Annotated in this window: 14 protein-coding genes and 2 pseudogenes; 5 read left to right on the top strand and 11 right to left on the bottom strand. The window is 63.5% G+C overall.

Going from position 1 to position 14,882, the window contains the following annotated elements; translation table 11 throughout:
* The first annotated feature begins 86 nt into the window (after window positions 1–86).
* Window positions 87–2,672 (top strand): bifunctional aconitate hydratase 2/2-methylisocitrate dehydratase, encoded by a 2,586-nt coding sequence (gene acnB / locus JAO85_RS21485; protein ID WP_003063559.1) that lies wholly within the window; start codon window positions 87–89, stop codon window positions 2,670–2,672.
* A 39-nt stretch (window positions 2,673–2,711) separates the two neighbouring features.
* On the opposite strand, the gene JAO85_RS21490 is transcribed toward acnB, so the two are convergent.
* The 8 genes from JAO85_RS21490 to JAO85_RS21525 form a co-directional block, all read right to left on the bottom strand.
* Window positions 2,712–2,882 carry a hypothetical protein gene (locus JAO85_RS21490; protein ID WP_202788992.1) on the bottom strand — a complete coding sequence of 57 codons (171 nt, stop codon included), beginning with the start codon at window positions 2,880–2,882 and terminating at the stop codon, window positions 2,712–2,714.
* 314 nt (window positions 2,883–3,196) lie between these two features.
* Window positions 3,197–4,207, bottom strand: coding sequence for a Bug family tripartite tricarboxylate transporter substrate binding protein (locus JAO85_RS21495; protein WP_012839251.1), 1,011 nt, complete (start codon window positions 4,205–4,207; stop codon window positions 3,197–3,199).
* Window positions 4,208–4,234: 27 nt separating this feature from the next.
* Window positions 4,235–5,674 carry an FAD-binding oxidoreductase gene (locus tag JAO85_RS21500; RefSeq protein ID WP_202788993.1) on the bottom strand — a complete coding sequence of 480 codons (1,440 nt, stop codon included), beginning with the start codon at window positions 5,672–5,674 and terminating at the stop codon, window positions 4,235–4,237.
* Between the two features lie 57 nt (window positions 5,675–5,731).
* Window positions 5,732–6,109, bottom strand: coding sequence for a RidA family protein (locus JAO85_RS21505; RefSeq protein WP_012839249.1), 378 nt, complete (start codon window positions 6,107–6,109; stop codon window positions 5,732–5,734).
* A complete protein-coding gene (locus JAO85_RS21510; RefSeq protein ID WP_202788994.1) occupies window positions 6,106–7,038 on the bottom strand; it encodes an alpha/beta hydrolase in 933 nt (310 codons plus the stop codon). The genes JAO85_RS21505 and JAO85_RS21510 overlap by 4 nt, the downstream gene beginning before the upstream one ends.
* On the bottom strand, window positions 7,028–8,017 hold the full coding sequence (locus tag JAO85_RS21515; RefSeq protein ID WP_202788995.1) for an NAD(P)-dependent oxidoreductase: 990 nt from the start codon (window positions 8,015–8,017) through the stop codon (window positions 7,028–7,030). The genes JAO85_RS21510 and JAO85_RS21515 overlap by 11 nt, the downstream gene beginning before the upstream one ends.
* 8 nt (window positions 8,018–8,025) lie before the next feature.
* The gene (locus tag JAO85_RS21520) at window positions 8,026–9,021 is read right to left on the bottom strand and encodes a tripartite tricarboxylate transporter substrate binding protein (protein ID WP_202788996.1); all 996 of its coding nucleotides are present in this window, start codon (window positions 9,019–9,021) and stop codon (window positions 8,026–8,028) included.
* 46 nt (window positions 9,022–9,067) lie between these two features.
* On the bottom strand, window positions 9,068–10,123 hold the full coding sequence (locus JAO85_RS21525; protein ID WP_237734946.1) for a porin: 1,056 nt from the start codon (window positions 10,121–10,123) through the stop codon (window positions 9,068–9,070).
* Between the two features lie 124 nt (window positions 10,124–10,247).
* Between JAO85_RS21525 and JAO85_RS25825 the strand changes: the two are divergent.
* Together JAO85_RS25825 and JAO85_RS25680 are read left to right on the top strand one after the other, a co-directional pair.
* Window positions 10,248–10,469, top strand: a pseudogene (locus JAO85_RS25825) (GntR family transcriptional regulator); the annotation flags it as partial.
* 45 nt (window positions 10,470–10,514) lie between these two features.
* The gene (locus tag JAO85_RS25680; RefSeq protein ID WP_012839244.1) at window positions 10,515–10,937 is read left to right on the top strand and encodes an FCD domain-containing protein; all 423 of its coding nucleotides are present in this window, start codon (window positions 10,515–10,517) and stop codon (window positions 10,935–10,937) included.
* A 162-nt stretch (window positions 10,938–11,099) separates the two neighbouring features.
* Here the strand turns inward: JAO85_RS25680 and JAO85_RS21535 are convergent, their stop codons facing one another.
* Complete coding sequence (locus JAO85_RS21535; RefSeq protein WP_052263675.1) at window positions 11,100–11,939, bottom strand: helix-turn-helix domain-containing protein; 840 nt, start codon at window positions 11,937–11,939, stop codon at window positions 11,100–11,102.
* Window positions 11,940–12,079: 140 nt separating this feature from the next.
* Here JAO85_RS21535 and JAO85_RS21540 point away from each other — a divergent pair, with 140 nt between their 5' ends.
* Window positions 12,080–12,502 (top strand): hypothetical protein, encoded by a 423-nt coding sequence (locus JAO85_RS21540; RefSeq protein ID WP_039050671.1) that lies wholly within the window; start codon window positions 12,080–12,082, stop codon window positions 12,500–12,502.
* A 247-nt stretch (window positions 12,503–12,749) separates the two neighbouring features.
* Entirely contained in the window at window positions 12,750–13,430 is a 681-nt protein-coding gene (locus JAO85_RS21545; protein WP_202788997.1) for a 7-cyano-7-deazaguanine/7-aminomethyl-7-deazaguanine transporter, read from the top strand.
* A 385-nt stretch (window positions 13,431–13,815) separates the two neighbouring features.
* On the opposite strand, the gene bfr is transcribed toward JAO85_RS21545, so the two are convergent.
* Window positions 13,816–14,280 (bottom strand): bacterioferritin, encoded by a 465-nt coding sequence (bfr, locus tag JAO85_RS21550; RefSeq protein WP_003063542.1) that lies wholly within the window; start codon window positions 14,278–14,280, stop codon window positions 13,816–13,818.
* Between the two features lie 392 nt (window positions 14,281–14,672).
* Window positions 14,673–14,882: pseudogene (locus JAO85_RS21555) on the bottom strand (allantoinase); the annotation flags it as partial.

The following is a 14,882-nucleotide window of genomic DNA, read 5'->3' on the forward strand; positions in this document are numbered from 1 at the left end:
CTGAGGACTGGCGTATCGCACATGCGCCAGTCCTGTAATTCGCGCTCCACGCGCAGCCTTTTTCAAAAAACCATTGGAGAGAACCCATGTTGAAAGCCTACCGTGACCATGTGGCAGAACGCGCCGCACTGGGCATCCCCCCGCTGCCTCTGGATGCCAAGCAGGTCGCAGACCTGATCGAGCTGATCAAGAATCCACCCGCCGGTGAAGACGCATTCCTGATGGATCTGCTGACCCATCGCGTGCCGCCCGGTGTGGATGATGCAGCCAAGGTCAAGGCTTCCTTCCTGGCTGCCGTGGCTCACGGCGACCTGAAGGTGGGTCTCATCTCCAAGGCCAAGGCCACCGAGCTGCTGGGCACCATGGTGGGTGGCTACAACGTTCACCCTCTGATCGAGCTGCTGGACGATGCCGAAGTGGCTGGCGTGGCTGCCGACGCGCTGAAGAAGACATTGCTGATGTTCGACTTCTTCAACGACGTGGCCGACAAGGCCAAGGCCGGCAATGCCAAGGCCAAGGAAGTGATGCAAAGCTGGGCCGATGCCGAGTGGTTCACTTCGCGTCCCAAGGTCGAGGAAAAGATCACCGTCACCGTCTTCAAGGTGCCCGGCGAGACCAATACCGACGACCTGTCGCCCGCTCCCGATGCCTGGAGCCGTCCCGACATTCCTCTGCACTACCTGGCCATGCTCAAGAACACGCGTCCCGACGCGGCGTTCAAGCCCGAAGAAGACGGCAAGCGCGGTCCCATGCAGTTCATCGAAGACCTGAAGAAGAAGGGCCACCTGGTTGCCTACGTGGGTGACGTGGTCGGTACCGGTTCTTCGCGCAAGTCCGCCACCAACTCCATCATCTGGGGCACGGGCGTGGACATTCCCTTTGTTCCCAACAAGCGCTTTGGTGGCGTGACGCTGGGCGGCAAGATCGCTCCCATCTTCTTCAACACGCAAGAAGACTCCGGCGCCCTGCCCATTGAAGTCGATGTTTCCAAGCTGGAAATGGGCGACGTGATCGACGTGCTGCCCTACGCCGGCAAGATCGTCAAGAACGGCGAAACCGTGGCTGACTTCCAGCTCAAGTCCGACGTGCTGCTGGACGAAGTGCAAGCCGGTGGCCGTATCAACCTGATCATCGGCCGTTCGCTGACCGCCAAGGCTCGCGAAGCCCTGGGTCTGCCCGCATCCACCGAGTTCCGTCTGCCCCAGGCTCCTGCCGCTTCCACGGCTGGCTTCACACTGGCCCAGAAGATGGTCGGCCGCGCCTGCGGTCTGCCCGAAGGTCAGGGCGTGCGCCCCGGTACCTACTGCGAGCCTCGCATGACCACCGTGGGTTCGCAGGACACCACCGGCCCCATGACCCGCGACGAACTCAAGGATCTGGCCTGCCTGGGCTTCTCCGCCGATATGGTGATGCAGTCCTTCTGCCACACAGCGGCTTACCCCAAGCCCGTGGACGTGAAGACTCACCGCGAACTGCCCAACTTCATCAGCAACCGCGGCGGCGTGGCCCTGCGTCCTGGTGACGGCGTGATCCACAGCTGGCTCAACCGCCTGCTGCTGCCCGACACCGTGGGTACCGGTGGCGACTCGCACACCCGTTTCCCCATCGGCATCTCCTTCCCCGCAGGCTCCGGTCTGGTGGCCTTCGGCGCCGCTACCGGCGTGATGCCTCTGGACATGCCCGAATCCGTGCTGGTGCGCTTCAAGGGCGAAATGCAGCCCGGCGTGACCCTGCGCGATCTGGTGCATGCGATTCCTCTGTACGCCATCAAGCAAGGTCTGCTGACGGTTGCCAAGGCCGGCAAGATCAACGAGTTCTCGGGTCGCATCCTGGAAATCGAAGGTCTGCCAGATCTGAAGGTTGAACAAGCGTTTGAGCTGTCCGACGCTTCTGCCGAGCGCTCTGCCGCCGGTTGCACGATCAAGCTGAACCCCGAGCCGATCAAGGAATACCTGACATCGAACATCGTTCTGATGAAGAACATGATCGCTGACGGTTACGCCGACGCCAAGACTCTGCAGCGCCGTATCGAAAAGGTCGAAGCTTGGCTGGCCAAGCCAGACCTGCTGGAAGCCGACAAGAACGCTGAGTACGCTCACGTCATCGAAATCGACATGTCCGACATCAAGGAACCCATCGTTTGCTGCCCGAACGATCCTGATGATGCCAAGACCCTGTCTGACGTGGCCGGTGCCAAGATCGACGAAGCCTTCATCGGTTCCTGCATGACCAACATCGGTCACTTCCGCGCCGCAGCCAAGCTGCTGGGTGGCCAGCGCGACATCCCCGTCAAGCTGTGGGTGGCTCCTCCCACCAAGATGGACCAGGACGAGCTGATCAAGGAAGGTCACTACTCTGCCTTCGGCACTGCCGGTGCACGTACCGAAATGCCCGGCTGCTCGCTGTGCATGGGTAACCAGGCCCAGGTGCGCGAAGGTGCGACCGTGATCTCCACCTCGACCCGCAACTTCCCCAACCGTCTGGGCAAGAACACCAACGTGTATCTGGGCTCGGCCGAGCTGGCAGCCATCGCTTCGCGTCTGGGCTACCTGCCTTCCAAGGAAGAGTACCTGAAGGAAATGGGCGTGATCGATGCCGACAAGGCCTCCGTCTACCGCTATATGAACTTCAACGAAATCGCCGAGTACGCTGAAGTGGCCGCCAAGATCTAAGCGTCTAGGTACCAGAAATCAAGGCCTTCAAGGGTCATGCTAAGAAGCCCGCAGGATGCAAGTCCTGCGGGCTTCTTTCTTGCGAGCGGTGAGACGGTCGTTGGGCTTCATGCGCCGTGTGGCTTCCTCGCAGCAGATGAAGGTACCGAGCAGGTTGACATCGACCACGGTGCGAAAGTCCTCGTCGGTGATATCGAGGAAGGAGCGCATGGGGCCGATGTTCGCAGCAGCACCAAGACGCCGATCCGCGCCTCGGCGGAAAGTGAATCCATGATGGCCGCGAGGACCCGAATGTTCGCTACATAGGTGGTTGTGTTTCAGCCTTCATCCTGAATCGACTTCAATATGGCGTCAGTGTTTGGGGCGGGTGTTGTGGCACTAAAGCCGTTTTCGGGCAGCCGCAAGGCCGTGGCCGAGCCGGTGCACGAAGCTGATCCTGTGGAAGGAGGTGTCCTTGCCGGAGCTAGGTGTCTGGGCCGGGACCATGGGAGCTTCCTGCCCAGGCGATGAGGTATGAGGGGCGGCTATTGGGGCAGATATCCGCTGGCCTTGATGAGGTGGCCCCAGGTTTGTGCGTAGGCCTGCTCGCGCAGCCGCATCTGCTCGGCGTCGAGGTATTGCGGAATCAGGCCAAGGCTGGCCAGCCGCTCCTGCACGTCGGGTCTGGCGAGAATCTTCTGCATGGCTTGGGTGAATGCCGCTATGTCGCCCGCCGAGGTTCCTTGCGGTGCGTAGACCGCATAGAAGGGGCTTTCCTCGAAGCCGGAGACGCCGAGTTCCGAAAAGGTCGGGGTGCCAGGCATGCCGGGGTGTCGTTCTTTGCCGGACACCGCCAGAACGTTGATCTTGCCTGCCTTCTGCGATTCCAGCACATCGTTGAGCGACGAGATGCCGGCCAGAATCTGGTTGCCCATGATGTCGCTGAGCATGGGGGCTGCGCCCTTGTAGGGCACTGGGGTCAGGTCCAGCGCGTTCCTGCTGCCGATGGCGATGGTCATGAATTCAGGCAGCGAAGCTGGCGCAGGGATGCCCACGCTGCCTTTGCCTGCTTGCTTGTCGTGAACCCAGCGAATGTACTCGGCATAGCTTTTGACGGGCGTGCCGGCGCCAGTGAAGAGCGCGGAGACATAGATGGCTACGCCAGCCACCGGCGTGAAGTCCCTGGAGGTATTGAAGCCCGGCTGCTTCATCACCAGGGGAATGATGGAGATGGTGTGGTCATTGGTGAAGAAAAGGGTGCTTCCATCCTTGGGCGCGGCCTTGAGTGCTTGCGCTGCCACCTGGCCTCCTGCGCCTGGCCGGTTCTCCACGATCACGGACCGGTGCAGTTCTTCCCTGAGCTTGTCGGCCAGATAGCGGGCCACGACATCGGTGCCGCCGCCCGGCGAGAATCCGACGAGCAGTTTGATGGGCTTCGTCCTGTTGCCTTCGCGCGCGAGCGCGATGGGGCTGGACAGGGCAAGGGTGGCGGCAAGTGCGCTTGCAAGAAGCGCGCAGGCGGCACGTCGCATGCAGGTGTTGCGGGCAGGTGTCATGGTCGGGTTCCTCTGTGTGCGGTGAATTCATTCCAGATCGAAGATGCGGCCAGCATTCAGCCGCCCGGCGGGGTCAAGAGCGCGCTTGAGTGCGCGCATCAACTCGATTTCCTGGGGGCTCCGGCTGATGGCCAGGTATGGCTTCTTCGAGATGCCGATACCGTGTTCTCCCGAGACGGAGCCGCCCAGCCGCCCTGCGGATCGATGCACCAGGTCTTCGATCTCCTGTTTCATCTGCGGCTGGTCCGCGGGATAGCCGACGACCAGGTGCAGGTTTCCATCGCCGAGATGCCCATAGGTCTGCGTGCAGTGCAGGCCGTGCGCGCGCAGTTGCGAGTGGACGTCTTCGAGCCATGCAGGCATCGCGGTGATTGGCAGGCTGATGTCGAAGCCAGCAAACGGTGCCACTGCCGCCGCAGCTTCTCCAGAGGACTCCCGGATGCTCCAGAGGCGCTGGGCATCTTGCTGCGAGCGGGCGAGCACCGCGTCCGAGCCAGCGGCCAACTCAAGGAATTCACCCAGTGCCTCCATGAACAATTGTTCGTCGGCTTCGGCATCCTGGCCCATGGCTTCGATGAGCACCAGATTGCCGCCAGGCTCAGCAAATGGTGTTCCTCCCACGCGCAGTTCCGTCGTCACCATGTCGTAGAAGTCGCGCCACATCGCTTCGAAACTTGTTAGGCGCGCGCCCAGCCGCCTTCTGCAGTGGTTGAGCAGCTCCACCATCTGCTCGAAGCTCTGGACGCTGACGAGGGCAGTCTGGCGAGTGGTAGGCAGAGGCTGCAGAGCGAACACCAGCCGCGTGATGACGCCCAGCGTTCCCTCGCTGCCGATGAACAGGTGCTTGAGGTCGTATCCGGCGTTGTCCTTGAGTGCCTTGCCAAGATGGCTGATGACCTGCCCATCCGCAAGCACGGCTTCCAGGCCGATGATGGATTGGCGTGCCATGCCGTAGCGCAGGACCCGGTTGCCTCCCGCATTCGTCGCGGCGATGCCTCCGACGTGGCAGGAGCCCTTGCTGCCGATGTCGATGGGAAACAGCAGGCCGCGAGCGGCCGCAGCTTCCTGGGCCTCCTGCAGCTTCACGCCGGCCTGGACGGTCATGGTCTGGCTGGCTGCATCGATTTCCTCGATGGCATTCAGCCTGTCCAGCGACAGGATGATCTCTCCGGGCCGGGCCAATGCTCCATCCACGAGGCCGGTCATTCCGCCTTGCACGGCGATCGGCAGCCCCAGCGCATGCGTGGCCCGCATGGCTGCCGCAAGGTGCTCCGGCGTGCGCGGGCGCAGTACGGCAAGCGGAGCGGCGCCGCGCTTGCCACGCCAGTCGGTGCCGGCGTATGCCGGTATGGCATCTCCGATGGCCAGCAGCGACGCATCGGAGTGCGGCGCCAGCGCGGCATCCAGGGATGTCAGTCGCTGGTCTGTTCTGGCAGTGGTTGAGGAGGCGTTGCTTGCAGATGGCATGGCGGTGTTTCCTGGTGGAGGGTGTTGTCGCGGCGCTTGCGCCAGGCGTTGGCGGGCTCAGGGGGCGATGGCCGCATAGACCACCATTTCCACGCGCATGCCTGGCGCAACCAGGCCTCGCACGGCGACGCTGGAGCGGTTGGGGTAGGGTGCTTCGAAGAATTCGCGGTAGACGCGGTCGATGGCAGGCATGTCCCGCTCGTCCGTCATGTAGATCAGCACCTGGGCCACATCGCTCATCCGGCCCCCGGCCGCCGCGACGGCCCGGCGGACGTTTTCCAGCGTCAGGCGGGCCTGCTGCTCGATGGGGCCGGTGTCGAGCGTGCCGTCGCTGCGCACCGGGCCGTGCGTGGTGAACAGCAGGCCACCGGCTTTCACTGCCCAGGAGAAGGGCTGGCCGATGGAAGGCAGGCCGATATCGACTATGTGCTTCATGGTGCAGATGCCTCCAGGATGCTTGCCAGGCGCTGGTACCAGGAGGCCTGGGGTGTGCTCAAGGCGGTATGGGTGGAAAAGTGGTCCTGTCCCGCTTCGATGGAGAGCGAGCACGGAGCGCCGACCTGCGACAGCCTGTGCGCAAGCTCCTGGTTGGTGCGCTGCACACGCTCGCTGTCGTGTTCACCGTAGCTCAGGTGCATGGGCACGGTGCTGGTCGCGCTCCAGTGGACGGGGCTCATGGCCGCATCGTCGTCGGGCTTGCGCAGGACCATGGTGTAGACACGCTGCTCCAGGCTGCCGGTTTCAGGGGCCGGATGGTGCAGGTCCATGATGCCGCTGATGGGCAGGCAGGCGCGGACGACTTCGGCCGGTATGCCTGCCTTGCGGGCATCGGTCTGCCGCAGGGCGATCAGGGCCGCCAGATGGCCGCCGGCGGAGTGCCCCGCGAGATGCAGGCGATGGGCGCAGCCGCCGAAGGACGGTGCGTTGTCGAACACATGGCGCAGCGCTGCAAGCCCGTCTTCGTAGGCCGCAGGAAGCCTGTCCCGTGGCGCAAGCCGGTAGGAGGGAGCAATCAGGATGCAGCCCAGCTTCGCCACCAGCGGTGCCATGAAGCTGACGTAGCCGCGGTAGCCGTTGGTCCAGCCACCGCCATGCCAGAAGACCAGAACTGGTGCGTCCTGGGCATTTTTCGGACCGAAAACGTCGTAGCGGTGCAGCGGATGCCGGCCGTAGGGGACGCCAAGGCGCACGTCGAGTCCGTCAGTCGGCAGCTCCCGGGCCAGGGCCATGACCTGGCGCGCGTAGGCCTCGGCCTGGGGAAAGGGCAATGGCATCTGGTGATCGGGGTCTGCCAGCAGCCACTGTGCATCGGTCGGACGTCCGTTGCCCGCAAGGTGCTGAGCCTGCATGGATTCAATTTTCATTGGCGATACAGAAGGGGGCGAAGTGTTCGATGGAGTCGGCGAGCGCATGGGTGGGCTGCCATGCCAGCTCGCGCGCCGCAGCGGAGATGTCCGACGCGGCACGGCGCACATGTGCAAAGCCGGCAAAGCCGCCTTGCGGCGCGACCCGCATGTCCACCCGCAAGGCGGGGTGGCAGCGGCGCACGCCGGCCACGAAGTCCTCGAAGCCGTGCAGCCGGCCCAGGCCGATGTGGTAGATGCCCTGCGCCGGATCTTCGGCATCCAGGGCAGCGACGTTGGCATGCGCGCAGTCGCGCGCGTCGATGAATTCCTCCCCTCCCTGCCAGACGAGGTAGGGGTCGTCGATGACGGAGACCTCGCCCCGGGCGGCGGGCCCGGCCAGCGATGAGAGCACGCGCGCCGGCACCGATGTGCCGGGGCCGCTCCAGGCACTGATCACTGCGGCATAGCGCAGCGATACCGTATTCACGCCGTACAGGTCGCGGTACAGCAGCGCCAGATGTTCCGCCGCCACCTTGGTGGCCGCATAGATGGAGCCCGGGCGATGGCGGATCGATTTCAGGCTGAAGTCCTCCGGCAGGCTGTGGCCCTGGAAGTCGCCGAACACGGGGTAGCCGACGGTCGTGGAGCTGGCGATGACGACTCTCTCCAGCCGGTGCAGCCGGGCGATTTCGAGCAGGTGAGCCGTGCCCATGACATTGACTTCCACGCCCTTGACCGGGTCCTGGCGGATGGCGGTGGATAGCAGGGCCGCTGTGTGGACGATACGGCGTACGCCGTGGCTTTCGACAAGCCGGGTCAGCCGGGCGAAATCCGTGACGTCGGCGACTTCGATGCGGACCCGGGGATCGTCGACGATGGTGGCGATGGCCGCGATGGCCGGAGCCACGTCGGCCAGGAGCACGGATTCTCCGCGCTGCGCCAGCAGACGGGCCGTGTGGCAGCCGATCACGCCAGCGCCTGTAACAAGTGTTGTCATGGTGTTCCTCAGTTGGCCTGGATGCCGAACTCCTTGACGATCTGCCGGTAGCGCTGGTAGTCGTTCTGCACCACCTGGCCCAGCACGGCTGCATCGCCGCCAACGGGCGCCAGGGCAATCGTCTCCATGCGCGCTCTCACATCGGGCATCTTGAGGATCGCATCGCAGTGCTGGTTGAGCAGCCTGACCAGATCCGGCGGCATGCCCTTGGGGCCCATCAGTGCCTGCCAGGCGCCGACCTCGGCGCCCGCATAGCCCAGCTCGGCGAGCGTGGGCACCTGGGGCAGGAAGGGCGAGCGCTTCGCGTCCGCGACCGCAAGCGGCACCAGCTTGCCCGCCTTGATGTACTGGGCCACCGGCCCCAGGGTGGTGTACATCATGGGCAGTTGGCCGCCCACGAGGTCTGCCACGGCGGGAACGCTGCCGCGGTAGGGAACCTGGGTGATCTTCACGCCGGTGGCCTTGTCGAACAGCTCGCCCAGGATGTGCATGGGCGAGCCGTTGCCGGGGCTGGCATACGAGGTGATCTTGCCGGCCTTCACGCTGGCAAGCAGCTCCTTCACGGAGGACACGCCCGAAGCTGCCGTGGCCACGACGAACAGCGACTGGCTACCCAACTGCGAGATGGCGGTGAGGTCGCGCACCGGGTCGACCTGGGCGCCCGCCACGCCCTTGAGCACGTGGGGCGTGATCGTGATGGTGTTCGGCGCCAGCAGCAGGGTATAGCCGTCGGGGACTGCCTTCGAGACATAGGCGGTGCCGATGGTGCCAGCCGCGCCGGTGCGGTTCTCGACGATCACCGGCTGGCCCAGTCGGGTGCCCAGCTTTTCTCCGATCAGGCGGGCCAGTACGTCGGTGTCGCCGCCTGCGGGATAGGCAACCACCAGGGTGATGGGCTTGTGCGGGTAGAGGTCGGCCGCGTGCGATGGCGCGGTGCCAGACAGAAGGCCGAGGGCCGTGGTGCATGCGGCCGCGATGAGGGCGCGCCGGCGATGGTGGTTCATGGTGGGTGTTCCTATGGTGGTTGCAATGCCGGGGTACGAAGCTGGCCTAGAAGGCGTGCCGGATTCCGAAGTTGAAGGCGCGGGAGCCCAGACCCTGCTCCGTGGCGTTGCCCACGCGGTAGAAGCCTGTTTTTGACGTTGCGGATGCGTTGTTGTCTATCCGTGCGATCGAGGTGTAGAGCGTGGTGCGCTTCGACAGAAAGTACATGTAGCCGACGGCCCATTGGCTGGCGTCGAAATTGGCGATCGTGCGGTCGTCCTTGCGGATGTACGAGGCCATGAATTTGCCCAGCCCATAGGGCACGCTGATGCCGAGCAGCATGTCGCGTGAATCCTGGTTCACGATGCCGAAGACGGCCGAGCCCTTGTTCACCACATAGTTGAAGTGGGCCATGGCGAATCCGAAGTCATAGGTCGCGCCGAGAAAGGTCAGCCGGCCGGCCTTGCCGGTCGCATCGTTGACGCTGTGGTAGCCCAGCTTGGCATAGGCAGGGCCTGCCACATAGCCGAGGGCGCCTCCGTACTGCCGCTTGGCACTGGAGTCGCCAGCGACTTCGCCAAACCCATAGACCGCGTCGGCCATCAGGCCGCTGGATGCCTTGTAGGAATAGCGCAGCGTGTTGTCCATGCGGTTGTTGCCGCTCGCACCGCCCGCGCTGATGAGGTTGGCGGAGTCGCCCGCCAGGCCCGTGACGAATGGGTCGGTCTCGGTCTGGATCAACGCCACGGGCGTGTACTGGCGACCCAGCGCGATGGAGCCGAAGTTGCCATGGATGCCGACTGTGGCTTGGCGGCCGAATGCCAGGCCGCCCTGGGCCAAGCCGCCTGTATCGGCGAGCAGGCCCATTTCAAGCGCATAGAACGCCGACAGCCCGCCTCCCAGGTCTTCATTGCCTCTGAAACCCAGCCGGGAGCCCGAGGCGACGCCGCTGGTCAGCCTGTTGGCGCTGGCGCCATTCGGGCCGCCACTCTCGCGGACAAAGCCGAGATCGACGACTCCGTAAATCGTGGAGCTGCTTTGAGCCATACTGGGCGCGCAGGGAATCAAGGCCAGGCCGGCGGTGAGCGACGCCATGAATACGTGCGACAGCAGTGGGAGCATCGTGTTCTGCTGTGTCTTGGGTGGGGCTGGATAATGGAGATTCATATTTCATGAAATATTTTTAATTTCATGAAATTTAAGGTGTTTAATGAAATCTAATATAAGGACAAGCTCTCGTACATCTATGCAAGAAAATGCAGTAGCAGATGAAAAAAGCGACGCCGGCTCAAGGACGGAGCGCGCCTACCAGCGCCTGAGAACGGAGATTCTTCGCGGGGAGTTGGCACCTGGGCAGCGCCTGAGGGCTGCAGACCTAGATGAGCGGTTTGGCCTGGGGCTGACGCCTATCCGCGAGGCGCTCGTGCGTCTGGGTACTGAAGGGCTGGTGTTGGCGGAGTCAAACCGCGGTGCCCGGGTGCGGGGGATTTCATCGCAGGAGTTCGCAGACCTGATGAAGACCCGCCGCGACATCGAGCGCCTGTGCCTGGTCGAGTCCATTCGACGTGGCGATGCCCGATGGGAGGCCGAGGTGATAGCGTCGCTCCACATGCTGGCGCATGTGCCGCTGCCTGATCTCGGCGGCTCCGCAGCGATGTCTTCCGAGTGGGAGTCGCAGCACCGGCGCTTTCATGAGGCGCTGGTGGGCGCCTGCGGCTCCGAATGGCTGCTGCAGTTCTGGAACCAACTGGTCGATCACTCGGAGCGCTATCGCAAGATACGACTACATGGGCCGTTGGTTGCGCGCAATGTCCAGGCCGAGCACCAGGCCTTGCTCGATGCGGCATTGCGCCGCGATGCAGACGCTCTAGTCGCATTGATGGAGCAGCACTTGCTTGGTACCGAGCAGGCGGTCAATACCGCTATGGGGTGGTAGTTGTGAGACCGGCATCGTTCGCCGTGCGTGGCAGGTCAGTGAGAGAGGGTGTGCATGCCATAGCGAAGCTGATGCCTATCTCTGCAGAACTTCGAACAGATTGAGGGGGGCGTGGAAGTGGTCAAGGGGGTGGCCATCTACGCTGGCAGGGCTCTGTAAGCTTCAGGATGCGGAAGCTTGGCGCAGCCGTTGCAGCGCCCGCTGTGTCTCGGCATCTGCCGGGAAGAAGGATTCGACGGCCAGCTCCTGCAGCGTCACGTCCACGGGCGTGCCGAAGATGGTGATGGTGCTGATGAAGCTCAGTGTGCCCAGATGGGTGTGCAATTCGAAGGGCACGGCGATGGGGCTGGGCAGAGGGGAGTCCTTGTCCTCGGCGAACGGATAGGCTGCGATTTCGTCATGCAGTGCCTGCAGCTCGCTGTCTGCCGTGGCGGCGATCTGCTGCTGCAGGCGGTGCAGCAAATGGGCACGCCACTGCGCGGAGTTGGCCAGGCGTGGGCCCAGTCCCTCGGGGTGCAGGCTCAGGCGCAGCACATTCACGGGTGGCTCCAGCAGCCAGGGCGCCACGCCGTCCAGCAGCAGCGGCACGACGGCATTGGCCGCCACCAGGTTCCAGTGTCTATCCACGGCCAGGGCCGGGCTGGGCTCGTGGCCCTTGAGTACCAGCTCCACGGCCTGGCGTGCGGCCGCCAGATCGGGGTGGTCCAGGGGACGGGCCTGGTACATGGGGGCAAAGCCCGCAGCCACCAGCAATGCATTGCGCTCGCGCAGCGGCACCGACAGGCGCTCGGCCAGCCGCAACACCATCTCGCGGCTGGGCTGTGCACGGCCTGTTTCCACATAGCTCAGGTGACGCGTCGATATCTCGGCCTCCAGCGCCAGCCCCTGCTGGCTCAGCCGGCGGTGCTGGCGCCAGTGGCGCAGGTGCTCGCCGAATGGCGCGCGTGCGCCGGGCGGCATATGAGCGGCATGAAAAGAAGAGGGGGCGGTGCTGGAGTTCATGCCCGCATCGTAGTGGCAGGCCGGACAGCAGGCCATGACCTGCGAGGTTATCGACGCTGTGCGAGCGGATGGCAATCATGGGCCCCAGCAGCCGGCACAGGGCCGGCCGCAAGAACTTGCTCTCAGAACAGGAGTCTTCCATGTCCCTCTTTGCTTCTCCCCGATTTCTGCGTCTTGTGATGTGGGCCGATGCGGCCTCCTGCGCCGCCACGGGCGCGCTGCAACTGGCCTTGCAGCGGCCGCTGGCCGATCTGACGGGGCTGCCGCCTTTCCTGCTGACGGCAACAGGTCTTTTCTTGCTGGCCTATGCATCGGCCGCTGCCTGGATGGCGCGTCGCCAGCCCCTGCCGCGCACGCTGATCGGTCTGGTGGCTCTTGGCAATCTGGGCTGGGCGCTGGGCTGCGCGGTCCTGGTGTTTGGCTCCGGCCTGGCGCTCAGTGCCTGGGGTCTGGCCTGGGTGGCGGCGCAGGCCGTCGTGGTGCTGGTCCTGGCCGATCTGCAGTGGGCAGGGTTGCGTGCCACGCGCCATGAGTCCCGTCAGGAGGCGCATCTCGCGCTTTGAATGAAGCAAAAAAGATAGCAGCTAGCGTCTGTCATTCATTGAAAGCAGGCTGATTCACTACTGAAAACATGGATTGGCAGGCGCTACAAGCTATGCTTTTTCTTATATCCGCCATGTGTCCGGGCGGATAAGCGGGCCGGGGGAGGCAGAGATAATTCCGTACAGCATAAAATTCACGGTTGCGCCGCGCTGGCGCACTCTTCGCAACCATGGGTTCCCTCGCCCCCATCGACCAAAAAGGACTGTCATGACATCCGCTCATGCCGTGCAGACGCAAGCGTCGCGCGTGCCGTTTTACCTCTCCGTTCTCGTCGCGCTCCATATCGCGCTGGTCATCGCCAGCAACTACTTGGTGCAACTGCCCATCACGCTGCTGGGCTTTCACAGCACCTGGGGCGCCTTCAGCTTTCCGTTCATCTTTCTGGCCACCGATCTGACCGTGCGCCTGATCGGCAAGACTGCGGCGCGACGCGTCATCATGCGTGCCATGCTCCCCGCGCTGGTGGTGTCCTATGTGGTGGGCGTGCTGTTCCACGAGGGCCGCTTCAATGGCTGGGAAGCGCTGCAAAGCTTCAACGGCTTTGTGTTCCGCATTGCACTGGCCAGTTTTGCCGCCTATGTGCTGGGCCAGTTGCTGGATATTCAGGTCTTCGACCGCATCCGCCAGAAAAGCCATTCCTGGTGGCTGGCTCCGGCGGCCGCGTCGGTGTTCGGCCAGGTGCTGGACACGGCAGCCTTTTTCTCGATCGCCTTCTGGCATAGCTCCGATGCCTTCATGGCGGCCAACTGGGTGGAAATCGCCATGGTCGACTATGTCATCAAGCTGGGTGTGAGTCTGCTGCTGTTTGTTCCCGCCTATGGCGTGGTGCTGGCGGCCATTGTGCGCAGCATGAAGGTACAGGTCACGCCCGCAACGGCAATCCGCTGAGGATGCGGCGTGCAGGGCAGGCCCGGGTGCAGGGGCCTGTCCGACATGTGCATCTGCTTCGCCAGGTCCTGCTGGCAGCCGCAGCTTGTGCCTGGTTGGAGACGAAGAGCGGCAGTCCCGTATGACATCCGGTGATGGCCGAGTCGCCCGGGGGCTCTGACTTGTCGTTTGTCAACGAGTCAATGGGATGCCACAAGGGCGTGAATTTCGGTGGAACCTCGTTTCAGAAGATGGGATCGGGCGAGCCTTGCAAGATCGACAATCCGGCAGAAGGCCGCTTTGCCGTCATTGGTGATGACTAGGGTTTCTGAATTCGTCTCGAGCCCATGAAAAAGGCCGTCTATCAAGGACGGCCTCGGTATTTTTCCGCGCTGCGTTGCAGGGCTCAGGTCTGGCTTTGCAGATAGTTCTGCAGTCCGATCTTGTCGATCAGTCCCAGCTGCTTTTCCAGCCAGTAGGCGTGGTCTTCCTCGGTATCGTGCAACTGGGCCAGCAGGATGTCGCGGCTCACATAGTCGCGGTGCTGCTCGCACAGCGCCACGCCTTGCTGCAGGCCGGCACGGACTTCGTATTCGGTGTCCAGGTCCTTGCGCAACATCTCGGGAACGGTCTCACCGGGCGTGAATTCCTTGGGGCGCATGTCGGGGCGGCCGCCCAGCATCAGAATGCGGCGCAGCAGTGCGTCGGCGTGCTGGGTTTCTTCCTGCATCTCGTGGTCCAGGCGCGTGAAGAGCTTGGCGAACCCCTGGTCTTCATAGATGCGCGAGTGGGCGAAATACTGGTCGCGCGCCGCGAGCTCGCCGCGAAGCAGGTCCTTGAGGTAGTCGACGACTTCGGGATGGCCTTGCATAGTTGTTGTTCTCGGTGAGTTTTCGAAGCCTGAAGTATCCCGCGACTGGCTTCGGGAATCAAAGGCAGCTATCAATTCCCGAGCGCACGCGCTCTGGATGCGGGCTGTAAGCAGATGCATTCGCATTGCTTGGTGTGCATCGAGGCTTACCGGGTTCGTTCGATTCCTCGCAAGGGATGGTGACAACACCCAGCACTTTTGGTCAGCATGGACCGATCAACGGTAAAGCAGAGACAGCACTTGGCGCACTTGGCAAGCCTCCGCAGAGGCTACCCCTGCCCACAGGGCAGGGATGCAGGGCCGCACTAGTTGCAACGGGCTGCGATGATGCCTCGAAAAATCGAGTGCCCAGCTCGCCTTCCTCAATCTCCTGGGGTTCTCGGATCGTACGGTCAGGCCGAGACTGCTTCAGTGCAGGGGAAACGCTCGGCCCAGTGACGAGCCAAATCAATACGGCGGCACACCCACACGTTGTCGTGCTTCTGGATGTGGTCGAGGAAGCGCTGCAGCGCTGTAATCCGGCCGGGACGGCCCAGCAGTCGGCAGTGCATGCCGATGCTCATCATCTTGGGGGCGTTGTCGCCGCTGGCATTGCCCTCGGC

This window comes from Comamonas sp. NyZ500 (assembly GCF_016772095.1).
GTDB lineage: Bacteria > Pseudomonadota > Gammaproteobacteria > Burkholderiales > Burkholderiaceae_C > Comamonas > Comamonas thiooxydans.